Source organism: Mixta sp. Marseille-Q2659, assembly GCF_940807255.1.
Taxonomy (GTDB): domain Bacteria; phylum Pseudomonadota; class Gammaproteobacteria; order Enterobacterales; family Enterobacteriaceae; genus Mixta.
In genome coordinates this window covers 1-24,428 of sequence record NZ_CALNWY010000010.1, presented here as the reverse complement: position 1 = coordinate 24,428, position 24,428 = coordinate 1, and the positions used below count along the sequence as shown (strand labels likewise).

18 protein-coding genes and 3 pseudogenes are annotated in these 24,428 nt (G+C 54.4%); 10 read left to right on the top strand and 11 right to left on the bottom strand.

The window, feature by feature from the left end:
• The gene (gene helD, locus P3C52_RS09345) at positions 1-2,055 is read right to left on the bottom strand and encodes a DNA helicase IV (RefSeq protein WP_275554742.1); all 2,055 of its coding nucleotides are present in this window, start codon (positions 2,053-2,055) and stop codon (positions 1-3) included.
• 136 nt (positions 2,056-2,191) lie between these two features.
• On the opposite strand from helD, the gene P3C52_RS09340 reads away from it, so the two are divergent.
• A complete protein-coding gene (locus P3C52_RS09340; protein WP_275554741.1) occupies positions 2,192-2,638 on the top strand; it encodes a YccF domain-containing protein in 447 nt (148 codons plus the stop codon).
• 12 nt (positions 2,639-2,650) lie between these two features.
• Positions 2,651-4,783, top strand: coding sequence for a YccS family putative transporter (gene yccS, locus P3C52_RS09335; RefSeq protein WP_275554740.1), 2,133 nt, complete (start codon positions 2,651-2,653; stop codon positions 4,781-4,783).
• 98 nt (positions 4,784-4,881) lie between these two features.
• Here yccS and P3C52_RS09330 read toward each other — a convergent pair.
• A pseudogene (locus P3C52_RS09330) lies at positions 4,882-5,412 on the bottom strand (TfoX/Sxy family protein); the annotation flags it as partial.
• Between the two features lie 209 nt (positions 5,413-5,621).
• On the opposite strand from P3C52_RS09330, the gene sulA reads away from it, so the two are divergent.
• Positions 5,622-6,128 carry an SOS-induced cell division inhibitor SulA gene (gene sulA, locus P3C52_RS09325; RefSeq protein WP_275554739.1) on the top strand — a complete coding sequence of 169 codons (507 nt, stop codon included), beginning with the start codon at positions 5,622-5,624 and terminating at the stop codon, positions 6,126-6,128.
• Positions 6,129-6,477: 349 nt separating this feature from the next.
• Complete coding sequence (gene ompA / locus P3C52_RS09320; RefSeq protein WP_275554738.1) at positions 6,478-7,551, top strand: porin OmpA; 1,074 nt, start codon at positions 6,478-6,480, stop codon at positions 7,549-7,551.
• A gap of 78 nt (positions 7,552-7,629) precedes the next feature.
• Here the strand turns inward: ompA and matP are convergent, their stop codons facing one another.
• Positions 7,630-8,091, bottom strand: a complete 462-nt coding sequence (matP, locus tag P3C52_RS09315; protein WP_275554737.1) for a macrodomain Ter protein MatP — start codon at positions 8,089-8,091, stop codon at positions 7,630-7,632.
• A 182-nt stretch (positions 8,092-8,273) separates the two neighbouring features.
• Between matP and P3C52_RS09310 the strand changes: the two genes are divergently transcribed.
• Together P3C52_RS09310 and fabA are read left to right on the top strand one after the other, a co-directional pair.
• Positions 8,274-10,022: a Lon protease family protein gene (locus P3C52_RS09310; RefSeq protein WP_275554736.1), complete on the top strand. Its 1,749-nt coding sequence runs from the start codon at positions 8,274-8,276 to the stop codon at positions 10,020-10,022.
• A 67-nt stretch (positions 10,023-10,089) separates the two neighbouring features.
• On the top strand, positions 10,090-10,608 hold the full coding sequence (gene fabA / locus P3C52_RS09305) for a bifunctional 3-hydroxydecanoyl-ACP dehydratase/trans-2-decenoyl-ACP isomerase (protein ID WP_275554735.1): 519 nt from the start codon (positions 10,090-10,092) through the stop codon (positions 10,606-10,608).
• Between the two features lie 58 nt (positions 10,609-10,666).
• Here fabA and rmf read toward each other — a convergent pair whose 3' ends face one another.
• The 6 genes and pseudogenes from rmf to rlmKL form a co-directional block, all read right to left on the bottom strand.
• Positions 10,667-10,849, bottom strand: coding sequence for a ribosome modulation factor (gene rmf / locus P3C52_RS09300; RefSeq protein WP_275554734.1), 183 nt, complete (start codon positions 10,847-10,849; stop codon positions 10,667-10,669).
• A 195-nt stretch (positions 10,850-11,044) separates the two neighbouring features.
• Positions 11,045-11,695, bottom strand: a complete 651-nt coding sequence (gene pqiC / locus P3C52_RS09295; protein ID WP_275554733.1) for a membrane integrity-associated transporter subunit PqiC — start codon at positions 11,693-11,695, stop codon at positions 11,045-11,047.
• A complete protein-coding gene (gene pqiB, locus P3C52_RS09290) occupies positions 11,695-13,335 on the bottom strand; it encodes an intermembrane transport protein PqiB (protein WP_275554732.1) in 1,641 nt (546 codons plus the stop codon). The genes pqiC and pqiB overlap by 1 nt, the downstream gene beginning before the upstream one ends.
• The gene (gene pqiA / locus P3C52_RS09285; RefSeq protein WP_275554731.1) at positions 13,322-14,590 is read right to left on the bottom strand and encodes a membrane integrity-associated transporter subunit PqiA; all 1,269 of its coding nucleotides are present in this window, start codon (positions 14,588-14,590) and stop codon (positions 13,322-13,324) included. Before pqiA ends, pqiB begins: the two co-directional genes overlap by 14 nt.
• 14 nt (positions 14,591-14,604) lie before the next feature.
• Positions 14,605-16,516 (bottom strand): annotated as a pseudogene (locus P3C52_RS09280) (ABC transporter ATP-binding protein).
• 5 nt (positions 16,517-16,521) lie between these two features.
• Complete coding sequence (gene rlmKL / locus P3C52_RS09275; RefSeq protein WP_275554730.1) at positions 16,522-18,633, bottom strand: bifunctional 23S rRNA (guanine(2069)-N(7))-methyltransferase RlmK/23S rRNA (guanine(2445)-N(2))-methyltransferase RlmL; 2,112 nt, start codon at positions 18,631-18,633, stop codon at positions 16,522-16,524.
• 125 nt (positions 18,634-18,758) lie between these two features.
• Here rlmKL and P3C52_RS09270 point away from each other — a divergent pair, with 125 nt between their 5' ends.
• Positions 18,759-19,868 carry an MOSC N-terminal beta barrel domain-containing protein gene (locus P3C52_RS09270; RefSeq protein WP_275554729.1) on the top strand — a complete coding sequence of 370 codons (1,110 nt, stop codon included), beginning with the start codon at positions 18,759-18,761 and terminating at the stop codon, positions 19,866-19,868.
• 17 nt (positions 19,869-19,885) lie between these two features.
• Here the strand turns inward: P3C52_RS09270 and P3C52_RS09265 are convergent, their stop codons facing one another.
• The gene (locus P3C52_RS09265; protein ID WP_275554728.1) at positions 19,886-20,431 is read right to left on the bottom strand and encodes a cell division protein ZapC; all 546 of its coding nucleotides are present in this window, start codon (positions 20,429-20,431) and stop codon (positions 19,886-19,888) included.
• A 199-nt stretch (positions 20,432-20,630) separates the two neighbouring features.
• The gene (pyrD, locus tag P3C52_RS09260) at positions 20,631-21,641 is read right to left on the bottom strand and encodes a quinone-dependent dihydroorotate dehydrogenase (RefSeq protein WP_275554727.1); all 1,011 of its coding nucleotides are present in this window, start codon (positions 21,639-21,641) and stop codon (positions 20,631-20,633) included.
• A gap of 244 nt (positions 21,642-21,885) precedes the next feature.
• Between pyrD and ssuE the strand changes: the two genes are divergently transcribed.
• From ssuE to ssuD, 3 genes and pseudogenes are all read left to right on the top strand, one after another.
• Positions 21,886-22,437, top strand: coding sequence for an NADPH-dependent FMN reductase (ssuE, locus tag P3C52_RS09255; protein ID WP_275554726.1), 552 nt, complete (start codon positions 21,886-21,888; stop codon positions 22,435-22,437).
• 10 nt (positions 22,438-22,447) lie between these two features.
• Positions 22,448-23,419, top strand: coding sequence for a sulfonate ABC transporter substrate-binding protein (locus P3C52_RS09250; protein WP_275554725.1), 972 nt, complete (start codon positions 22,448-22,450; stop codon positions 23,417-23,419).
• A 15-nt stretch (positions 23,420-23,434) separates the two neighbouring features.
• Positions 23,435-24,325: pseudogene (gene ssuD, locus P3C52_RS09245) on the top strand (alkanesulfonate monooxygenase); the annotation flags it as partial.
• Positions 24,326-24,428 lie beyond the last annotated feature (103 nt).

Sequence of the window (24,428 nt, the reverse complement as noted above, 5' to 3'; positions counted from 1 at the left end):
CTAAGGCTTACGCAGCAGCGGCACGCCAAGGCGTTTAAAATCTTCCACGAATACTGACGGCTGCTGCCGGTTATAGAGCAGCCAGACCTGCTGCTTCGCCCGTGTGATAGCCACATAAGCCAGCCGTCGCTCTTCCGCATCGGGGAAATCCTCCGGCTGCGGCAGTAAGCCTTCTTCTATTACCGTCTCGCGCGCTGCCGCCGGGAAGCCGTCGTGGCCCTGCTGAAGCCCCAGCACAATCACATAATCCGCCTGCTGTCCTTTGCTGGCGTGGATAGTCATAAAATCGAGCCTGAGCTTCGGCCAGCGCGTTTTCGCTTTTGCCAGCAGCGTCGGCTGAAGATGGTGATAGCGCGCTAACAGCAATACCCGCTCTTCCAGCCGGGCGTAGCCGCTGATTTTATTCAGCAGATCTTCCAGCCGTTCGTCAGGCAGCAGCGAAATCGCCTTTTTATTGCCTTTTGTCAGGCTGTTAAGCGGCTTAGCAAGCTGATGCGGGTTTTCCTGAATGAAGCGATTCGCCACTTCGCCAATACGCTCGTTGAAGCGATACGTGGTATCCAGTACGCAGCTGTCGCCGCAGCCAAAATAGTGGTGGAAAGCGGTGGTCAGCGACATTTCCGCACCGCTAAAACGATAGATAGCCTGCCAGTCATCACCGACGGCGAACAGGCTGGTTTGCCGGTTCTGTTTACGTAAGGCGGTCAGCAATGCGGCCCGCTGCGGCGATATATCCTGAAACTCGTCGACCAAAATATGTTTCCAGGGGCTGATAAAGCGCCCTTTCTCCAGCAGGTTTACTGCCTGATGAATCAGGCCGGAAAAGTCGATAGCGCCCTCCTCTTTCAGCGCGCTTTTCCAGGCTTTAAGCAGTGGCGCCATCAGCTTCACACGTTTAGTAAAACGATCGCGAATCGCCTCCGGCGCGTCGGCGATCATGGCTGCCTGCGCGCCGCCATGCATTCGCATCAGACCCAGCCAGCGCTCAAGACGGCCAGCCAGCCGCTGCGCCAGCGCTTCGTTCTGCCAGAAATCACCTTCCGGCACGTCCCACGCCAATTCTTCTGTCAGCCATTGCCGCCAGCCGCTGGCATGGGCTTTCTTTTCGGCGCACTGCTGCTGCCAGGTCTCAGTTAACAGCTGCCGACGCGCCGTGTTATCGGTCTCCAGGCGAGAAATAAGCGGACTTTTATTGCTGCCCTGGCGGATGATATGCAGCGCCAGCGCATGAAAAGTACGGGCTTCAATTTCATCGTTTTTCAGCCGCGACTGGATACGCTCGTTCATCTCCTCTGCCGCCTGACGTCCAAACGCAAGCAGCAAAATTTGCTGTGGCTGCGCCTGGCGTTGCCGTAGCAGCCAGCCCGCGCGCGCCACCAACACCGAGGTTTTACCGCTGCCGGCGCCTGCCAGTACCAGAAGCGAATCTTCACCATTGACGACTGCACGCGCCTGCGCCGGATTAAGCGGCGATGTTTCCACCGTCGCGAAAAAATCCGCATGCTGTTGCAGCATACGCGCCGTCCAGGCATCGTTACGTTTTTTAAGCTGCTCCTCGCCGTTCTCCAGCCACGGCAAACATTGCTGATAAAGCGCACGACAATGATCAAATTCGGTCAGTCGTAATGTCGGTAGCGGTAGTGCAGAAAAGGTGTCCTTAATATGCTGCTGCAACTCCGCCAGCTCGCTCTGTTTTAGCCAGCGATCCTGTTCATCTTTTTGTCGCAGGGTGGCGACCAGGGTTTCCAACACCTGAGCGCTGATATCGCTCATCTCCTCGCTCCAGCTTTGCCACGCCTGTGCGAGATAATGGTAAAACCGCTGCGTCTCCTGCCACTCCGTGCCGTGCAGACGCACGACTTTCTCATCCGGCAGGGTAAATTCCAGTTCACCCCAGATCAGTCCGCGTTTGCATTTAATCTCCAGCAGCTGATTAAACGGGATCAGATACTCATGTTTTTCACCACTGACCTCTACGCCGGCGCTTAACAGACGCACCCGATTATAGGGATGCTGTGCCAGATGTTTACCGAGCGACGTTGCTTTTAGTTCCATGCGCTATAACCAAAGATGTAGGAGTGCCATTTGCCGTCTAGTCTACTGGGCCGTAGTTTACCGCTCCAGGGTTAAAACAGGTTACAATCAAACGCTGCGATATTTGATAAAAACTGTTTTCTGAAGGAAGCCTGTAATGCGTACCGTTTTGAATATTCTTAATTTTGTGCTGGGTGGCTTCTTTACCACGCTAAGCTGGCTGTTCGCTACGTTGATCAGCATTGTTTTAATTTTTACCTTACCTCTGACGCGATCCTGCTGGGAAATCACCAAGTTTTCGCTTCTGCCCTACGGCAACGAGGCGATACATGTGAATGAACTGCGTCCCGACCAAAGCAACGCGTTAATGAACACCGGCGGCACCCTGCTGAATATTTTGTGGTTTATCTTTTTCGGCTGGTGGCTCTGTATTTCCCATATCACGGTTGGCATTGCGCAGTGCATTAGCATTATCGGTATCCCGGTTGGGATAGCGAACTTTAAGCTGGCGGCGATTGCGCTGTGGCCGGTAGGCCGTCGGGTTGTCTCTACCGAAGAAGCGCGAGCGGCACGCGAAGCCAATGCGCGCCGTCGTTTTCAGTAAGGTGACCGGGCCATGATAGCGCTGACTGCGCGATTGCGTCGTTACACAGCTAACAGCACCGGGCTTTATCTGACCCGTATTTTTCTGGCGCTGGCTGGCGCCGCCGCTTTCCCCTGGTGGATCCAGCAGATTATCTGGACATTGCCGCTGACGCTCGGCGTCGTGGCGGCCGCGCTGGCCGATCTGGATGACCGTTTTACCGGGCGACTGCGCAATTTGCTGATTACGCTGCTCTGCTTTTGTATCGCTTCCGTCTCGGTAGAGCTGCTTTTTCCCTGGCCCTGGCTGTTTATTATTGGTCTGGCCATTTCCGCCTGGGGTTTTATCCTGCTGGGCGCGCTGGGTCAACGCTACGCCACTATCGCCTTCGGCGCCCTGCTGATCGCCATTTACACTATGCTCGGCGCCGGGCTTTTTTCTGAATGGTATCTTCAGCCGATCCTGCTGCTGTTAGGCGCGGTCTGGTATAACCTGCTAACGCTGATTGGACACCTGCTGTTCCCGATTCGACCGCTGCAGGAAAATATGGCGCGCAGCTACAGCCTGTTAGCGCACTATCTGGAGGCCAAAGCTGCGCTGTTTGATCCTGACGTTGAAGAAAATGACGATCGCGGCCTGATTGAGGTCGCTATGGCAAACAGTAAACTGGTTGCGATGCTTAATGAGGCAAAAACCTCGATACAAAGCCGCCTGCGCGGCGATCGCGGCCAGCGCGGAACGCGGCGTACGCTGCACTATTATTTTGTTGCGCAGGATATCCACGAACGCGCCAGCTCCTCGCATATTCAATATCACGCGCTGCGTCAGGAATGGCGTTACAGCGAAATTATGTTTCGTTTTCAGCGCTTGTTAACCATGCAGGCCCGCGCCTGCCGTCAGCTCTCTGAAGCAATCTTACTGCGGCAAAGCTATCAGCACGATACGCGTTTTGAGCGGGCATTTAACCATCTGCAGGCAGCGCTGGATCGCTTACCTGACTCACCTGAGGATAAAGCGCGGCAAAAAGCGCTGCGCTATCTGCTGAGCAATCTTAAGGCGATCGATGCGCAGCTGGCGACAATTGAATCAGAGCAGGCGCTTGAGCAGGCCCATCGTGGCGGCAGCGATACCCATCTTTCCAGCGAGGGACTAACAGGCTGGAGCGATATTCGCCTGCGGATCAGTCGCCATTTAACGCCGGAATCTCCGCTTTTTCGTCATGCGGTGCGGATGTCACTGGTGTTGTGCATCGGCTATGCCTTTATTCAGCTCACCGGTTTGGAACGCGGCTACTGGATTTTGTTAACCAGTCTGTTTGTCTGCCAGCCGGGCTATAACGCGACGCGCCGACGCCTGGCGCTGCGTATTATCGGCACGCTGACCGGTATTGCTATCGGCTTGCCGGTTCTGTGGCTGGTGCCCTCGGTAGATGGCCAGCTGCTGCTGATTGTCCTGTCCGGCGTGCTGTTTTTTGCTTTTCGTCAGGTACAGTATGCGCACGCGACCATGTTTATTACGCTGTTGGTACTGCTTTGCTTTAACCTGCTTGGCGAAGGTTTTGACGTGGCGGTGCCGCGTATTGTCGATACGCTGTTGGGCTGCGGTATTGCCTGGCTGGCGGTAAGTTTTATCTGGCCAGACTGGCGTTTTCGTCGTCTGCCCGCCGTTGCGGAAAAAACCTTAACGGCCAACTGCCGCTATCTGGACGCGATCCTTGAACAATATCACCAGGGGAAAGATAACCGCCTGGCATATCGGATCGCACGGCGCGATGCGCATAATGGCGATGCGGAACTGGCTTCGGTAGTTTCTAATCTTTCAACCGAGATGCGCCCGGATCCGCTGTTGCGCGAAGCGGCCTTTCGTTTGCTTTGCCTGAATCACTCTTTTTTGAGCTATATCTCAGCGCTGGGTGCGCATCGTGTAAAGATAACGCAGCCTGAACTGCTGGCGCTGTTAGATGATGCCGTCTGCTATGTTGATGATGTTTTACAGGTGAATGTAGTAAGCGAGCAGCAAGCGCAGCAGATGATGAGTGAACTTGCTGCGCGTATTGCACACTTTGACAGCGAGGCGGACTCTCAGGCTCAGCTGGTGCTTCAGCAAATTGGCCTGCTGATTGCGCTGCTACCTGAAATCGCCCGCCTGAAAAAACAACTTGCGTGACCACCTGCCCGTTAATCCTGACGGGCTTTCTCCCAGTTAATGGTGGAGTTAAACCAGGCGCACAGTTCTTCTTTAACCTCTGCGGGCAGCGCCGCCTAGTGATGCCCGGTAATGGCGCCCTGCAGAGCCAGCAAACAACTTAATCCCAGATGTTTGTTCAGCGCTCTTAAACGTAGCCAACAGTTTTTTGCTCCCGCCTTGCGCAAAGCGCCTACGCTATCAATGCCAATTTCGCGCAGCAGCATTTCCATGCGGATGCCCAGATTAGGAAGATCTTTTAAGCGTATATTGTTTTGGCGAGCATTTTTTTGCCGACGCGCAAGCGTAAGCGCAGATCTGGAAAACTTCATTAATAGCCGTTTATCGTTCCACAACGCTTCATTGATACGGTAATAATGCAGCGTTACCGGCATGCCGCGCTTATCAATAACCAGCGGCGACAGGCGTTGTTTCCGCATATAGCTGGTTAATGTTTCACTGGTTCGCAGATAAAGTTCGCCATCGGTAATGAGAGCGAAAACGACCTTTTCCACAGCCAGGCTATAGCCGCCAAATTGTGAGCGAACCGTGATATTCCCTAACGCTGACAGCTGCTGTTTTGACTGAACAATCCTTTGATATGAATCCATATGCTGCTCCTTCGCCTTAATAAACTCAAACTAAGCTACTGTTTTCCATTGGCTAAAACATAGGCAATTCTTATTAATGGTTCAATTACAAAATGAGCTTGCGGCCATTTGCATATAAAAAGTGCGAGACGTTTTCAAAAAATGAGGTTGATCTTAATCTCTCAGCGCATTACTGTATATCCATACAGTAACCACGTGAGCTGATAATCATGCGTACTCATTTACTGAAGTCCTCTTTTGCGCGTTCCGCTTTACCAGGCCACTCTCGCGTTGCCGTACCGCCCGTATTGAATACCGGCTGGATTAGCGAGTTGAGCTATAGTGAAGCTGAACCAGGCCTGACTCAGCTACTGCTGCTACCGTTATTACAGCAGCTTGGTACACAGTCACGCTGGCAGCTTTGGCTCACGCCGCCACAAAAGATCAGTCGACACTGGCTAAAGGCTTCAGGTCTGCCGTTGAATAAAATGATGCAGTTTCCCGCTCATCAGGAAATTAATACGGTTGAGGCAATGGTGAAAGCGTTACAGACCGGTAACTACAGTGTGGTGTTAGGCTGGTTTTCAGAAGATATTAGTGAAAACGATCGTCGTCAGCTCGAAGAAGCGGCTTCCGCAGGTCAGGCACTTGGACTGATTATGCGTCCTCAAGCTAGCGCTGTTTGTTCAGGCGGACAAAAAAACCGGCTGAAAATTCACTCAACTTTGTATCATTAAGTAAATATGAGATAAATCTCAGTTAAAAAACTTCCCTTTGTCCTGATAACCCGCTGATTCTACTCTCACGCGGCGGAGCATGGGTTTCGCCGCGCATGTAGACAATTTTTTTGCCATAAAAATCCGTGCTGGATGTTAAATTTTGTGTACGAAAAGCCCTTTTTTTGCGGACCGTCCTCACATCTTACTTGTAAGTTTCTCGCCACGTTGTAGACTTTATCTCGCCAGGGTGCTCAATAACCTCCGTTTTCCGGTAGAGTAATAATCGAGCAAAAGGACCCGGCGAAGGATTACAACCAAGAGCTTATTTTAAGCTCCTTGCCTATTTGGATGATAACGAGGCGCAAAAATGAAAAAGACAGCTATCGCAATTGCAGTGGCACTGGCTGGCTTCGCTACCGTAGCGCAGGCCGCACCGAAAGATAACACCTGGTACACCGGTGCTAAACTGGGCTGGTCTCAGTATCACGATACTGGTTACTACGGTAACGGCTATACCAACAACGACGGCCCGACCCACGAAAGCCAGCTGGGCGCTGGTGCATTTGTTGGCTATCAGGCTAACCCGTATCTGGGCTTCGAGCTGGGCTATGACTGGCTTGGCCGTATGCCGAACAAAGGCAACGAAGTAAACGGCGCTTTCAAAGCACAGGGCATCCAGCTGGCAGCTAAACTGAGCTACCCGGTGATGGATGATCTGGACGTTTATACCCGCCTGGGTGGTATGGTATGGCGTGCTGATTCTACTCAGCAGAACGTTGCTACTGGCACTCGCATCAGCGACCACGACACCGGCGTTTCTCCGCTGGCTGCCGTAGGTGTTGAATATGCGCTGACCAAAAACTGGGCAACGCGTCTGGACTACCAGTGGGTTAACAACATTGGTGATGCAGGTACCGTTGGTACCCGTCCTGACAACGCCATGCTGAGCCTGGGTGTTTCTTACCGTTTCGGTCAGGATGATGCTGCAGCGCCAGTCGTAGCTCCGGCTCCGGCTCCGGCTCCGGTTGTTGAAACCAAGCACTTCACTCTGAAATCAGACGTGCTGTTCAACTTCAACAAAGCAACCCTGAAAGGCGAAGGCCAGCAGGCGCTGGATCAGCTGTACTCTCAGCTGAGTTCAATGGATCCGAAAGACGGCTCTGTTGTTGTTCTGGGCTACACCGACCGTATCGGTTCAGAGCAGTACAACCAGAAACTGTCTGAAAAACGCGCTCAGTCCGTGGTTGACTACCTGGTATCTAAAGGTATCCCGGCTGACAAGATCTCTGCACGTGGCATGGGTGAATCTAACCCGGTTACCGGCAACACCTGTGACAGCGTGAAAGGCCGTAACGCCCTGATCGACTGCCTGGGTCCGGACCGTCGCGTAGAAATCGAAGTTAAAGGTCTGAAAGACGTTGTTACTCAGCCGCAGGCTTAAGTAATACGTAAAAAAAAACCCCGCTTCGGCGGGGTTTTTTATTGGGTAATCGTAAAAATATATCAGCCCTAATCAGAGTTAACTGATATCGTCCTTCCCCAGAATTGCCTGCAGATCCTGTCGTAAAGTTGACATTTGGCTGGCATATTTCTCTTTACGTTCAGCATCTTCAATAAGCTGTACAATCGTATCCGACAGCGTGCTGTTACGCCGCTGCGCCAGTCCTGCCAGCCTTTGCCAAACCAGATATTCTAAATCGATAGATTTTTTACGCGTATGCTGATGCTCAGCATTAAAGTGACGTTTGCGCCGTGCGCGAATCGTCTGCTTCATACGATTTTCCAGTGCAGGATTAATATGTTGCTCAATCCACTTCAGCACATCTATCGGATGATTTTCCATGGCCAGTAACGCCTTTATGGCCTCCTGGGCGGCGCTGATTTCAACGTGTCGGGTAATGGGTTCGCCTTCCCGGTGTTTCTTCACCAGATATTTCCATTTCCATCCGCTTTCAAGATTTTCCAGCTGCTGATATTTCATCGGAATCTCATCATGAGCAGGTAACAAACTAAGAATAACAGCTTTTTTACGACTTGCGGCAGAGAACGGCGCAGCGGGAATGCATGAACGCCCACGCTGAATCGGTAAGATCTCTGCCGTGCGTAACAGGCTGAAAAGCTGTATAATCGCGCTTTTCATTAATTCAGACAAATGCGATTACTTTGACCAGCAACCGACTTGCATGGCAGGCGCTACAGCCTGATGCCGAAAGCTTCCAGTCTCTTTTTTCCCGCGTGTTTAGCGATAATGTCAGCGATATTTTACCTGACATTCAGCCTCGCCTGTTTGATGCAGCAAATTTACTGCAAAACAGCAACGCACCTTTCCCGCTAATGCTAATCCGTTGCGCGGAAAGCAGTGAGAATATCTCCTTGCTGGCGCAAACATTACAGCATAACAGCGATCGGAAGGAAGACCTTTACGGCGGTAACTATCTGATTAATGACGAGCAGATAACCTGGCAACCAGCCACATCGGCGGATGAGGCCTTTGCCAGCCGCGGCGACGTACAGTTTGCCGACTGGATCGAGCCTGAGCAACTGTTTGGCTGTCTGCGTATTTTTTCTCAGCGAATCAGCTTGCAGCCGGGTTTAATCCACCGTGCTAATGGCGGCATCCTGTTGCTCTCATTGCGCACGCTGCTGGCTCAGCCGCTGATGTGGCTGCGACTGAAGCAAACCATAGTGCAACAGCGTTTTGACTGGCTGTCGCCGGATGAATCCCGTCCTCTGCCGGTCAGCATTCCCTCCATGCCGCTCCAGTTAAAGCTGGTGCTTTGTGGCGATCGCGACGCCATGGCTGATTTCCAGGAAATGGAGCCGGAACTCGCGGAGCTGGCAGTTTATAGCGAGTATGAAGATAACCTGCGGGTTGAAGATGAAGAAGAGATGGCGCTGTGGTGCCGCTGGATAACAGCGCTGGCACGTCAGGCTAACCTTCCTGCTATCGAAGCGGATTTTTGGCCCGTTCTGCTTAAGGAAGCGGTACGTTACAGCGGTGACCGCGAAACGCTTCCACTCAGCCCTGCCTGGCTTAGCCGTCAGCTGCGTGACGCCGCATTGTATGGCGATAAGCTCGATGCGGCGGCATTGCAGGCTGCTCTGGATGCGCGTAGCTGGCGCGAAAGCTATCTGCCCGACCAGATGCGCGATGAAATTCTGCTCGATCAAATTCTGATTGAAACGGAAGGCGACGTAATTGGACAGATCAACGGCCTGTCCGTTATAGAGTTTCCCGGCCATCCCCGTGCATTTGGCGAACCCTCGCGTATCAGCTGTGTCGTACATGTTGGCGATGGCGAATTTACTGATGTTGAGCGCAAAGCGGAGCTGGGCGGAAATATTCATGCGAAAGGCATGATGATCATGCAGGCATTTTTGATTGCGGAACTGGAACTCGATCAGCAACTGCCCTTCTCAGCGTCGCTGGTTTTTGAGCAGTCCTATTCCGAAGTCGATGGCGATAGCGCCTCGCTTGCTGAACTTTGCGCGCTGATCAGCGCGCTGGCCGAGCAGCCAATTAATCAGCAAATCGCAGTTACCGGTTCGGTCGATCAGTTCGGACATGTACAGCCGGTCGGTGGTCTGAACGAGAAGATCGAAGGTTTCTTCGATGTCTGCCAACAGCGCGGTCTGACCGGCCAGCAGGGCGTAATCATTCCCGCCGCTAACGTACGTCATCTCTGTCTGCAACAGGAAATTATTGATGCCGTGCGTGACGAACAGTTTCATATCTGGGCCGTCAGCGGAGTCGATGAAGCTCTGCCGATACTCACCGGCGTTGCATGGAAAAAAGAGGATGCGCCCAGCCTGTTGCAAACTATTCAGGCGCGTATCACAGAATTTAATCAGCAGGAGGCGCGTCAGCGTCCCTGGCCTCTGCGTTGGCTAAACTGGTTTAACCACAGCTGATCGGAGTTGTTCAGCTTACAGCTGTTAGCTAACCTTCGTGATTCACTAGAAAAAGGCTTATTGAAACATGGTAGAAAAACGCGAATCCTATACAAAAGAAGATCTGATTGCCTCTGGTCGCGGCGAACTGTTTGGCGCTGAAGGCCCGCCGCTGCCGGCTGGCAATATGCTGATGATGGACCGCGTGGTCAAAATGAGCGAAGAAGGCGGTAACTATGGCAAAGGTTATGTAGAAGCAGAACTGGATATTAATCCTGACCTGTGGTTCTTCGCCTGCCATTTTATCGGCGATCCGGTTATGCCCGGCTGTCTGGGTCTGGATGCGATGTGGCAGCTGGTTGGCTTCTATCTGGGCTGGCTGGGCGCTGAAGGTAAAGGCCGCGCGCTGGGCGTAGGCGAAGTGAAATTTACCGGCCAGGTGCTGCCGACCGCGAAAAAAGTGACCTACCGTATTCACTTTAAGCGCGTCATTAACCGTAAACTGGTAATGGGCGTTGCTGATGGCGAAGTGCTGGTTGACGGTAATGTCATCTATACCGCCAGCGATCTGAAAGTCGGTCTGTTTAAAGATACGACTTCTTTCTGATTACTCAGATATAAAAACCTCCGCAAATGCGGAGGTTATCCTTTTTCGGAACAGGCGGTCAGGCCATTGTGGCACTAACGCTAACTGCCCTGTCCTCCATGGCTTTTCGCCAACCTCCCAACCAGTGAGACCGAGCCTCGATCATTTGATAAGGACACATCTCTTTTGAGCGCCCGGTGATGCCTGCCTGATAACCTCGTGAATGTGCCCGTTCCAGGCGGTCTCGTTTCTGTCTCTTCATGCCTCATTTCCCTCATTCAGGTATGGTGGAACTGGTGGAAAGAAAACAATGGTCACAAAATGTGCAACCACGTTTCTTTTCTACCTCCATCCCTGAAAAAGATCAATGCGCAAATTTCACGCCATTGTCATACAAAGACGCTATTTTAAGAGTTTTTGTCAGCGCGCAAGCCTGCGATTGCAGCAAAATAATGATTCATAAATAAAAAAATTCCGGCTGATAAGCGGTTTGCTGCTTATCATGCCGGAATGCAAAGTTAAGAAAACTAATTATTTTAATCTGAAGAAAAGTCTGAGCCATGCGCTCTGCTTCCTGCTGCCAGCCCTGCGCCGTGGTTCTGACCATCGCATCATAGCCATCTTCCTGCTGCGGCAGCGTCAGATTAAAGTTCTGACGCGTAATCTGGCCGTTATGCTCCAGCGTCCAGTTGCCGGTGATAACCACCTGGCCATCATAGCGTCCATGGAAGCCGGTCACGTTTACGTTCAGCGTATCGTGCTGTTCACCCAGCGGCGCGGCGGAAATCAGCCGTCCAGGCAGCGCATTACTGAGATTTGTCACCAGGGTTTGCTGGAGCTGTTGATCGAGCGGACTGGCCCACAGATTGTTGGCAGCAATGACATATTTCACATCGCTGGTCTGATAAACCACCCCATTGCCCGCCAGGAAATCGGGCACCGATACGCGCTCAACCCATAGCGGCAAACGGTTGTTCGCCAGTAGCGCGCTCTGGCTGACCGGCGCGGCTGCCGACGTTCCTGTCGGCAGCTGATACATGGTGGTTTGCGTCGTGCTGCTACAGGCGGTTAACGTCAGCGCCATTGCCAGCGGCATCCATTTCATCATTACTTCGCCCTCTTCGGCTGTGGGTCTTCGCCCGGTTTGGCCTCAAATACCAGTGCATTGCTCTTTTGATTGAGCGTTTTCAGTACCGGCTGCAGCTCACGCAGCACCTGATCGAGCCGCTGCATATCGCCGACCAGCTTGTTGTAGGCTGGCGAGCCAGGCTGAAGCCCTTTCATACTGCGATTCAGTTCGCGCAGCGTCTGTTGCATATCCTGCGGCAGCTGCTGCATTGACGGACTGGCGGTGATCTTATTCACGTTATCCAGCGTTTTTTGCAGTTCACGCAGGGTGCGTTGGCTCTCTTTCAGCGTGCCGGTAGCCTGGTTGATCATCGGATTCAGCGGCAGATTATTAATCTTATCCAGCGCATCCATCAGCTTCTGCTGGATCTGGCTGAGGCCGCCGCTAACGGTAGGAATGATTTCCAGCCCGGCGACTTTATCCGGCCCTTTGTACTGCGGCGTATTGTCATAAAAATCGAGATCGACATAGAGCGAGCCGGAGAGCAGGTTGCCGGTTTTCAGCGAGGCGCGCAGGCCACGTTTTCTGCCATCGCGCAGATGCTCTCTGATGTCAAAATCATCACCCAGACGTTTAATGAAGCGATCGGGTTCAATACGCACCAGCACCGGAATGCGATAGTCATTATTCAGTGACTGGTTCCAACCCGGCACGGTATAAGGCGCCTTCGCTACCGTACCCAGGCGAATGCCCCGGAACTCAACTGGCGCACCCGGTTGCAGGCCGCGAATCGAATCGCTAAAGAACATCAGGAAATCGAGGTGGTTGGTATAAAGCGAATCCTGGATGCTGCGCTGATCGTCATACAGGTGATATTCCGCTTTGTTTTCTGCCGGCACACCCAACTCCCAGCCGTCCGGCACGTCAAAGCTGACGCCGCCGCTAAACAAGGTGGTCAGCGATCCCATTTCCACACGCATGCCGGAGGCGGACATCTCAACGGCAATGCCGCTATCTTTCCAGAAACGCACGTTCGAGGTGACCAGCCGATCGTAAGGCGCGGCGACAAACAGCTGATATTGCATTGCGCGCTTGTCAGCATCGAAGCTGCTGGTCTCCACCGAGCCGACGCGGTAGCCGCGGAACAGTACCGGATCGCCCGGATTAAGCTGGCCCGCTTTGGTGCTGTCAAGAACGATACGGATCCCTTTCGCATCCGGCGGCGCGAGCGGCGGCGCGTCCAGCAACTGATAGTGATTAGGCTTTTCACCTTTACTGCCGGGCTGCAGTTCAATATAGGCGCCGGACAACAAAGTGCCGAGACCGGTGATCCCTTCGCGCCCTACCTGCGGCTTCACCACCCAGAAAACGCTGTCTTCATGCAGCAGCTTTTCCATCCCGGCATTCAGCCGCGCTTTAATCTCTACATGATGCAGATCGTCGGTTAATACCGCGCTTTCTACTACGCCCACATCGACGCTGCGGCTTTTGATGGCGGTCTTGCCCCCTTCAATACCTTCCGCATTGGTGGTAATCAGCGTCACTTCCGGGCCCTGATGGCTGAAGTGATAAAAAAGTATCCATGCGCCAATAAGTACGGTGACAATGGGGATGATCCAAACCGGCGACCAGCGCTTGATCTGATCGACCTTCGCGACGCCCTGTTTATTTTCCGTCAAGGCTTGGCTCCTTTAGATTATTTTCTGGTTCACGATCCCACGTCAGGCGTGGGTCGAAAGTCATGGCAGCAAACATGGTCAGAATGACCACGGCGGCAAACAATAGCGCACCAGGCGCAGGATAGATGTTCATTAGTTGCCCAATCCGCACCAGCGCGGAGAGTACGGCAATGACAAAAACGTCAATCATCGACCAGCGGCCGACAAATTCCACCACCTCATAAATTTTATTCATCTTTTCGCTGTCACGTCTGCCGTGCCCCTGCGCATCCCAACACAGCCAGCCGATAGCCAACATTTTCAGCGAAGGCACCATAATACTGGCGATAAAAATCACCAGCGCCACCGGATAAGAACCATCACTCCAGAGCAGGATCACCCCGGCCATAATGTTGGAACTCATCTTATCGCCGAGCGCTTCAGTGACCATAATCGGCAGGATGTTCGCAGGAATATAGATAATGAGAGAGGTAAACAGCAGTGCCAGCGTCCATTGCAAACTGTGCCGACGTCGCGCATAACCGGTGGTGCCGCAGCGCGTGCAGACATAACGATCGGCCGGCAGCACCGCTGTACAGCACGGGCAGGATCGCAGTCCCTGTTTCAGGCCGCTGATACCCGCACGCGGCGTAAAAGGCAGCGCCGGTTCGGCAGCAATCTGACGCCACAGCCAGCGGCGATCGACGCACTGAAAGGCGCGTAGCTGTAGCAGGCAGAACAAACACCAGGGCAGAAAGCTGGTGCCGAGGCCAATATCGCCATAGGCCATCAGCTTAACGAAGCTGACCAGCACCCCGGCGAGAAAGATTTCCGCCATCCCCCAGCTTTTTAGCTGGAACAGAATGCGCGCCATACCAATCCGCAAAGGCTGCGGCAAAGGCAGCGGATTCACCAACAGCAGAATCGCCACCATACAAAAGGCTGGCACTGCCTGAACAAACAGCATAAACAGCGTCGCCAGGCTGGCGTAATCCTCGGAAACCATCACGCTGGGAATTTCCATCAGCGTGATTTCGCTGCTCAGGCCGGAGACCTGCATATTGACGAAAGGAAACAGGTTAGCGAGCAACAGCATAAACAGCGCGGCCAGCCCGTAGCCGGAGGGCCGCTTGCGCGGCTCGCTCCAGTTAGCGGTTAGCGTGGTGTGACAGCGTGGGCAGCTGGCCTTCTGCCCGGCAGCGATCGATGGCAGCTGCGTCATCAGATCGCACTGGGGACAAAGCATCCAGCGTTGCGGGTGTTCAGATGAACACATAGCTACTCCCGATTTCAGCCGCCGTTTTTCAGCGATTCAAGGTATTCCCAGCGTTCAAAAGCGCTTTCCAGCTGCTGCTCCGCCTCAGCTAGCGCATTGATTACCGGCTGTGTCTTTTCATGCGGCTGACTAAAAAAACTGGCGTCCGCCATCTGCGCCTGCAGCTGCGCGATCTGCGTTTCCAGCGTTTCCAGCTGCTGCGGCAGTAAATCCAGCTCGCGCTGTAATTTATAGCTCAGTTTGGCGCTGGACGGTTTTGCTTCTTTCACCGGCTCGCTTTTCGCTGCTTTTTCTGGCTGCGCTTTCACCGGCGCGGTGCGGTTTGGCCGTGAGGCGGCACGCTGCTGCTGCGCATCGTGATAGCCGCCGACAAAGGCGCCAATTTCACCGTTGCCTTCGAAAATCCAGCATTCGGTTACAGTATTATCGACGAACTGACGATCGTGGCTGACCAGCAGCACGGTTCCCTGATAGCCGTCGATCAGCTCTTCCAGCAGTTCCAGGGTTTCCACATCCGGTCATTGGTCGGCTCATCAAGAATCAGCAGGTTGCTGGGCTTCAGGAACAGACGCGCCAGCAGCAGACGGTTGCGCTCGCCACCGGAAAGCGCCCGTACCGGCGTCATTGCCCGTTTGGGATGGAACAGGAACTCCTGCAAATAACCAAGAACGTGGCGCGGCTTGCCGTTGACCATCACTTCCTGCTTACCTTCGGCAAGGTTATCCATGACCGTGCGATCGGGATCGAGAATGGCGCGATGCTGATCGAAATAGGCAACTTCCAGCTTGCTGCCGCTGTGTACGCGGCCGCTGTCCGCTTTCAGCTGACCCAGCATCAGTTTCAGCAGCGTAGTTTTACCGCAGCCGTTCGGGCCGATCAGCGCGATCTTATCGCCGCGCTGCACCTGCGCACTGAAATCTCGCACCAGCGTGCGATCGCCGATACTGTAGTTAACATTCTCCAGCTCAAAGACGATTTTGCCGGAGCGCGTTGCCTCTTCCACCTGCATCTGTGCTTTGCCCATCACTTCACGGCGTTCGGAGCGCTCACGACGCAGCGCTTTCAGCGCACGCACGCGGCCTTCGTTACGGGTGCGGCGCGCTTTGATACCCTGACGGATCCAAACCTCTTCCTGCGCCAGCTTACGGTCGAATTCAGCGTTCTGCATCTCTTCTACGCGCAGCGCTTCTTCTTTGCCTTCCAGATATTTATCATAATCGCCCGGCCAGGAAACCAGCTTGCCGCGATCGAGGTCGACAATGCGCGTCGCCATATTGCGAATAAAGGATCGGTCGTGGGAAATAAACACGATGCTGCCCTGGAAGGTTTTCAGAAAGGTTTCCAGCCAGTCGATGGTTTCAATATCCAGGTGGTTGGTCGGCTCATCCAGCATCAAAACGCGCGGATTGCTGACCAATGCGCGCCCCAGCGCCGCTTTACGCAGCCAGCCGCCGGAAAGCGACGACAGCTCGACTTCCGGTTCCAGACCGATTTGCTGTAGCACGTCATTGATGCGCGACTCCAGCTGCCACAGATTATGGTGATCCAGCAGCGATTGCAGACGCGCCATCTCATTGAGATTTTTTCGCTGGGATCGTTCATCACCACGTGAGAAATAGCGTGGTAGGCTTTCAGATGCTCCGCCTGTTCCGCTACGCCTTCGGCAACGAAATCATAAACCGTACCGGCGATATTGCGCGGCGGATCCTGTTGCAAACGCGCGACCACTAAATCCTGCTCATAGATAATACGGCCATCATCAAGCGGCTGTTCGCCGTTGATAATTTTCATCAGCGTGGATTTACCGGCGCCGTTGCGCCCTACCAGACAAACGCGCTCGTTCTCCTCTATATGCAATTCAGCATGATCCAGCAGCGGCGCATCGCTGAACGAAAGGTAGGCGTTGTGAATACTAATCAGTGACATACAGCTTATTCCTTACCGGCGTGCGTAATCAGCCAGCAGTTATGAATATGACGGTTGCGGGCAAAATCCTGCGACTGCGTTTTGGCGGTGATCTCCTGAGCTAGCAGGCCAAGCGTGGCCAGCCCTTCGTGATCCATTTTGAAACCGCGCTTGTTATTCGAGAACATAATGGTGCCGCCGGCGCGCAGCAAGCGCTTCAGATCGCGCATCAGCTGCAGGTGATCGCGCTGGACATCAAAGCTCTCTTCCATACGTTTTGAGTTAGAGAAGGTCGGCGGATCGATAAAAATCAGATCGAACTGCTCATGGCTTTCACGCAGCCAGCTCAGGCAATCCGCCTGCATCAGCCGGTGCTGACGGCCGCTCAGGCCGTTCAGACGCATATTGCGCTCCGCCCACTCCAGATAGGTGCGCGACATATCCACGGTAGTGGTGGAACGCGCGCCGCCCAGTCCGGCATGCACGCTGGCGCTGCCGGTATAGGCGAACAGATTCAGGAAATCCTTGCCCTTGCTCATCTGGCCCAGCATACGGCGCGCCAGCCGATGATCGATAAACAGACCGGTATCCAGATAGTCGGTGAGATTGACCCAAAAACGGGCGTTAAACTCGCGAACTTCAAAATATTCGCCCTTCTCGCCCAGCTTCTGGTACTGGCTTTTGCCTTTCTGTTTTTCACGCGTTTTCAGTACCAGGCGGTTTGCCGGCAGTTCCAGCACCGTCAGCGTCGCGCTGATCACATCAAACAGACGCTGGCGCGCCTTCATCGCATCGATGGTTTTCGGCGGCGCGTACTCCTGAATCACTACCCAGTCAGCATAGCGATCGACGGCAACGTTATATTCCGGCAGATCGGCATCGTACAGGCGGTAGCATTCAATGCCTTCCTGGCGCGCCCACTTATCCAGCTTCTTCACATTCTTTTTAAGGCGGTTGGCATAATCTTCCGCTATCTGCGCCGGTACGCCGTCGCCGCTGGTCGCTGCCAGCTGATAGTTTTTCTGTACGCAATCCAGCGGGCCGTTTTTCGCCTTAAACTGACGATCGGCGCGCAGCTGCAAACAGCTCAGCAGATCGGGCGAGGCGCTAAACAGCGACAGATTCCAGCCGCCGAACTGACTCTTCATTACGCGTCCCAGCAGGCTGTGCAGCGCAATCAGCGCCGGTTCGCTTTCCAGACGCTCACCGTAAGGCGGATTGCTGATGACGGTGCCGGTCGGCCCCTGCGGCAGCGGATTGCGCAGCTGGGCCACATCCTGCACGGCGAAAGTAAACAGATCGGCGACACCAGCGCGACGGGCGTTACCGCGCGCGCGCTCCAGCACGCGCTCGTCATTATCGTAACCAAAGAAGCGCGAGGTGGTTTGCGTAACGCCTGCGCGCGCGCGGGTTTGCGCTTCATCAATCAGTTCACGCCATAACTCAGGCTGATGCGCCTTCCAGCCGGTAAAACCCCAGTTGCGACGGTTCAGGCCCGGTGCGCGATCGCTGGCGATCAGCGCTGCTTCAATCAGCAGCGTACCGGAACCGCACATCGGGTCGAGCAGCGGCGAGCCAGGCTGCCAGCCGGAACGCAGTACCGTGGCCGCAGCCAGGTTCTCTTTCATCGGTGCCAGGCCGGTTTGCTGACGATAACCGCGCTGGTGCATCCCTTCTCCGCTGAGATCGAGCGCGATGCTGGCGGTATCTTTATTCAGCCAGACGTTAATGCGTACGTCCGGCTGCTCACGATCAACATCCGGGCGCGGCAGATTTTTGCGGGTGAAGCTATCGACGATCGCATCCTTAACCTTTAACGCGCCGAACTGGCTGTTGCGAATCGCCTCGTTGGTGCCGCTAAAATGCACGGCAAAAGTGCCGTCAATCAGGTTGGTCCAGTCGATTGCCTGGGCGCCCAGATAGAGGTCAAGATCGCTATAGACAGAGCATTCACTCAGCGGCAGCAGAATGCGCGAGGCCAGACGGCTCCACAGCAGGCTGCGATACATTAAACGATCGTCTCCCTGAAAATGTACGCCGCCCTGGACAACCTGTAGGTCCTGCGCCCCCAGCGCTTCCAGTTCACTCTTTAACAGCTCTTCGAGCCCACGCGCCGTACTGGCAAACAGAGAATTCATATCGTCACTTACAGTATTGGGAAAATTGTTGCGCATTATAGCTAATCACTGTCGCATGTCATAAAGTTAGCTTCCTTTAAACCACAGATTCCTGTGGTCGTTGTCACTTCAGCACGGAGAACCTTATGATCGTCCTGTCACGCCTGTTTATTCACCCGGTTAAATCAATGCGCGGGCTGCAGCTTTCGCATGCCCAGGTACAGGAGAGCGGACTGGCCTTCGATCGCCTGTTTATGCTGACGACCCAGGACGGCACCTTTATTACCGCGCGCCAGTATCCGCAGCTGGTGCAGTTTATTCCCGCGCCGATCCCGGACGGCATCTGGATCCAGGCGCCGGATAACAGTAGCGCCGCCCTGCGCTTTGCCGATTTCCAGCCGCAGGACGCGGAAACAGAGGTATGGGGTAATCACTTTACGGCGCGTATCGCACCACAGCCGATTAACGACTGGCTGAGCGGTTTCTTCCCGGTTCCGGTACAGCTACGCTGGACCGGCCCGGAAATGTCGCGCCGGGTGAAGCGTCGTCCTGACGTGCCGCTTGGCTTTGCTGACGGCTATCCTTTTTTGTTGGTTAACGAAGCTTCCCTTACCGATCTGCAACAGCGCTGTCCGGCCAGCATTCGTCTGGAGCAGTTTCGCCCTAATATTGCCGTTACCGGCGCGCGCGCCTGGGAAGAGGATAGCTGGTCGCGCGTACGCATCGGCGAAGTCGAGTTCGAGGTCGCTAAACCTTGCAGCCGCTGCATCTTTACCACTATCAGCCCGGAGCGCGGCAGAAAACATCCTGACGGCGAGCCACTGAAAACGATGCAAGGGTTTCGCAGTGCGCTGGATGGCAGCGGCGACATCGATTTTGGGTTGAATTTAGTGGCGTGCAACAGTGGCGTGATACGGGTCGGCGATGCGCTGGAGGTGATGGCAACGCAACCGCCGCGCCAGTATGGTGCTGGTCAGGTCGTTGAGACGCTGCAGGTAAAGAACGAGGCGGAAAAAGCGGTCACTATTCGCTATCGCGGCAATGCCTTCAACGGCAATAATCAGCAGGTACTGCTGGAGCAGCTGGAGTTACATGGCCAGCGCATCCCCTACTCCTGCCGTGCCGGCCTGTGCGGCAGCTGTAAAATACAGCTGGTTTCCGGCAAGGTGAAAGCGCTGAAACAGGATGCCATCCGCGGCGACGGCACCATTCTTAGCTGTAGCTGCGTTCCCGACGGCGATATTGAACTGGCATAAAAGGCCGGGCCGGCGCGTTAGCCGGCCTGGGCGTAACGCTGCTCCTGCTCGGCATGCCAAGGCTGCAGGCGGTCATGCATGATTTTAATCGCATCGCCCAGCATCATCGTTTTACCGGCCAGCTGCAGCTGCGGCTGGGCCAGCACGCAAAGTGCGGCATTTTCTCCCGCCTCGATAACCAGCATTCTTGCTTCTTCGCCGCTCTCTTCCAGCGTCACCGTGACCAGATCGCTGGCACCCGGCTGCCAGTAATAACGCTGGCAAACGCGAAAATGCCAGCTTTTCGGCATCAGCGGTTTCAGGAAACGCCAGGCCACCAGCGCATTTAACAGCAGTTCAGCACAGTGGTGGTCGCTGAGTCCCGCTTCACGGCAGCTCTCCTGCCAGGTAAAAAATTGCGCCGCGTCGTCAACGCTAAAAACGGCTGCGTTAAAGGCATCCGGGTTCAACATTTTACGGGGGAAACGGGAGCGAAACAGCATACCATCCGCTAAGTCGAGCATCATACGATCCTGCTCTGCATCGAAAAACCAACGCCACTGGTCGTCAGGTTTTATCTTCATGGTTTGCCTTACTACAGTTGAGGGTTGCAAAATCCAGGCTGATTTATTGTTAGCTGGCAAATCAACCGGCATCAGACACGGCATAAAAAGTAATTAACCTGCCGCGAATAATATTTTTCCTGAAATGAACAAGGAATGCACAAAATATAAACCAGCCGGAAACAGATTAAAAGCCCCCGGCCGGATTCTTCGGGAAAGGTCAGAGATAAGTCACAATCTCTTTTACTAAATCGGGGCCTTTATAAATAAAGCCAGAATAAATTTGCACCAGCGTGGCGCCAGCCGCTATTTTTTCCCGCGCCGCGACCAGCGAATCAATCCCGCCTACGCCAATAATCGGTAATTGTCCCTGCAGCTCCTGCGCCAGACGGCGAATCACTTCGGTACTGCGCAGCTGTACCGGTCGTCCACTCAGACCGCCTGTTTCTTCACTATATTTCAGGCCGCTGACCAGCGAACGATCGAGCGTAGTATTGGTCGCGATAACGCCGTCAATTTGATGACGGACCAGGCTATCGGCAATTTGCACCAATTCATCTTCAGAAAGGTCTGGTGCAATTTTTACCGCAACAGGAACATATTTCAGGTGGCGCTTTTCCAGTAATTTCTGCTGCGCTTTTATTGCCATCAGCAAATCATCCAGCGCCTCACCATATTGCAGCGTTCTTAATCCCGGCGTATTCGGCGAAGAAATATTGACGGCAATATAACCGGCGTGAGGATAAACCTTTTCCATACAGGTCAAATAATCATCTTTGCCCTGCTCGACCGGCGTATCTTTATTTTTACCAATATTGATCCCCAGCACGCCGTTAAAGCTGGCTCGCTTTACGTTCTCAACTAATTGATCTACGCCGAGATTATTAAATCCCATCCGATTAATAATCCCTTCCGCTTCAATCAGACGAAATAAGCGGGGCTTATCATTTCCCGCCTGCGGGCGCGGCGTTACCGTGCCGACTTCAACAAAGCCGAAGCCCATCGCGCCGAAAGCATCAATACATTCGCCGTTTTTATCCAGTCCGGCCGCCAGGCCAAGGGCATTTTTAAAGGTCAATCCCATACATTTGACCGGACGCGCAGGCAGACGTTGACGAATTAAGCCTTCCAGCGGCGTGCCGCCAATGCGGCGCAACTGTTGCAGCGTCAGTTCATGAGCATGTTCGGCGTCGAGGCGGAATAAGGCTTTACGTGCGAGGGGGTAAAACATGGACTCTCCTGAATTCCCGGTGGCAAACGGGGCGGTATTATCCGGCATAACCGCCATAAAAAGCCAGAAATGTTAAACCGGCACCTTAGTAAACCTCTTTTTTGCCCGCGACGTTCTGCCTTAGCGCAAAAACAGCTTTTGATTGTTGGATAAATCATTTAAGCGATAGCGTCTGCTCTGTCAGGATGAAGCTATAAGTTCTCAATTAAGATTAATCGATAACTATTAATTATAAGGAGCTGCTATGCGCGTTATTACTCTGGCAGGAAGTCCACGTTTTCCTTCACGATCTACAGCTTTATTAACCGTCAGTCAGCATCGTCTTGAGCAGCGCGGCGTGGAGGTAATTCCCTGGAACCTGCATAACTTCCGCCCGGAAGATCTGCTTTATGCGCGCTTTGATTCTCCGGCGCTGCTGGCGTTAAAAGAGGATTTGGCCGGTGCGGACGGCGTCATTGTCGCCACGCCAATTTATAAAGCCTCGTTTTCCGGGGCGCTGAAAACCCTGCTTGATTTGCTGCCGGAACGCGCGCTGGAACATAAGGTGGTATTGCCGCTGGCAACGGGCGGCACCGTGGCTCATATGCTGGCGGTGGATTACGCGCTGAAACCGGTGCTGAGCGCGCTGAAGGCCCAGGAAATATTGCATGGCGTCTTCGCCGACGACAGTCAGATTGCCCATTACGATCGTCAGCCGGAACTCAGCGATCTGCTGAATACGCGCCTGAATGATGCGCTGGCGACCTTTTATTATGCTTTGCAGCAGCGCGAAGTGCGCCTGGCGCAAGCGGTATAGGGAGAAAGGAATGAAAACGCTTTCCCGTCGCCTCGCCAGCGCCCTGGCCAGCGCCCTGCTGCTAACGCTGTTAAGCATAAGTACTGCATTGCAGGCCGCCAGCCAGGATCCGACCGCAATTCGAATTGGTTACCAAAAAGGCTCTGTCAGCATGGTGCTGGCTAAGGCACATCACCTGCTGGAGCAGCGCTATCCCCACACGCAGATCCGCTGGGTAGAATTCCCTGCCGGCCCGCAGATGCTCGAAGCACTTAATGTTGGCAGCATCGATCTTGGCAGCACCGGCGATATTCCGCCGCTGTTTGCTCAAGCGGCAGGCGCCGATCTGCTCTACGTCGGCGCCGAGCCACCCAAGCCGAAGGCGGAAGTCATTCTGGTTCCGGCCAACAGCGCGATTAAAACCGTAGCCGATCTGAAAGGCCACAAAGTCGCACTGCAGAAAGGCTCCAGCTCACATAATCTGCTGCTGCGGGCGCTGCAAAAAGCGGGCCTGAGTTTTCAGGATATTCAACCGGTATGGCTGACGCCCGCCGATGCGCGCGCCGCCTTCCAGCAAGGCAATGTTGATGCCTGGGCGATCTGGGATCCCTATTACTCAGCCGCGCTCCAGCATGGCGACGTCCGCGTTCTTACCGATGGCAGTCAGCTCAACCTGACCGGATCCTTTTATCTGGCAACCCGCAGCTATGCGCAGGCGCACGGCGACTTTATTCAGTCGGTGCTGGATATTTTCAGCCAGGCGGATGCGCTCACGCAGAGCCAGCGCGCGCAAAGCACCCAACTGCTGGCACAAAGTATGGGATTGCCTGTAAGCGTCATCAGCAGCTATCTCGATCACCGTCCGCCAACCCGCATCTCGCCGGTGGGAGAGGCGACCGTTCAGGCGCAGCAGCACACCGCCGACCTTTTTTATCAAAATCATCTGCTTCCCGTGAAGCTCGACGTTGCCAGCCATATCTGGCGCGGCGCAACCGTTCAGTGAGTAAGGAGAAATAGCATGGCGTTATCCGTATTCTGGTTTTTACCCACCCATGGCGACGGTCACTATCTCGGTACAGCGGAAGGTGCACGCCCGGTTGACCATAGCTATTTACAACAGATCGCCCAGGCGGCGGATCGTTTAGGTTTCGGCGGCGTGCTGATCCCGACCGGCCGCTCCTGTGAAGATGCGTGGCTGGTGGCCGCTTCGCTGATTCCGGTAACGCAGCGGCTACGCTTTCTGGTAGCGCTACGTCCTGGCGTCATTTCGCCCACCCAGGCGGCGCGCCAGGCAGCGACCTTAGACCGGCTTTCCAACGGCCGCGCGCTGTTTAATCTGGTGACCGGCGGCGATCCAGAAGAGCTGGCGGGTGATGGCGTTTTTCTCGATCACACCGAGCGATATGCGGAATCGGCTGAATTTACCCGCATCTGGCGCCGCGTGCTGGAAGGCGAAACCGTAGATTATCAGGGTGACTATGTGCAGGTTCGCGGCGCCCGGCTGATGTTCAAACCGGTGCAGCAGCCACGTCCGCCGTTGTGGTTCGGCGGCTCTTCGCCGGTGGCGCAGGATTTAGCAGCGGAACAGGTGGATGTCTATCTGACTTGGGGCGAACCGCCAGCGCTGGTCAAAGAGAAAATTGAACAGGTGCGGGCAAAGGCGGCGGCGCAAGGGCGTCAGGTACGTTTTGGTATTCGCCTGCACGTTATTGTGCGTGAAACCAACAGCGAAGCCTGGCAGGCGGCGGAGCGATTAATTTCACATCTGGACGACGCCACTATCGCCAAAGCGCAGGCGGCGCTGGCGCGCACCGACTCGGTCGGTCAGCAACGCATGTCGGCGCTGCATCAGGGCCGACGCGATCGGCTGGAAATCAGCCCTAACCACCGAGCGATATGCGGAATCGGCTGAATTTACCCGCATCTGGCGCCGCGTGCTGGAAGGCGAAACCGTAGATTATCAGGGTGACTATGTGCAGGTTCGCGGCGCCCGGCTGATGTTCAAACCGGTG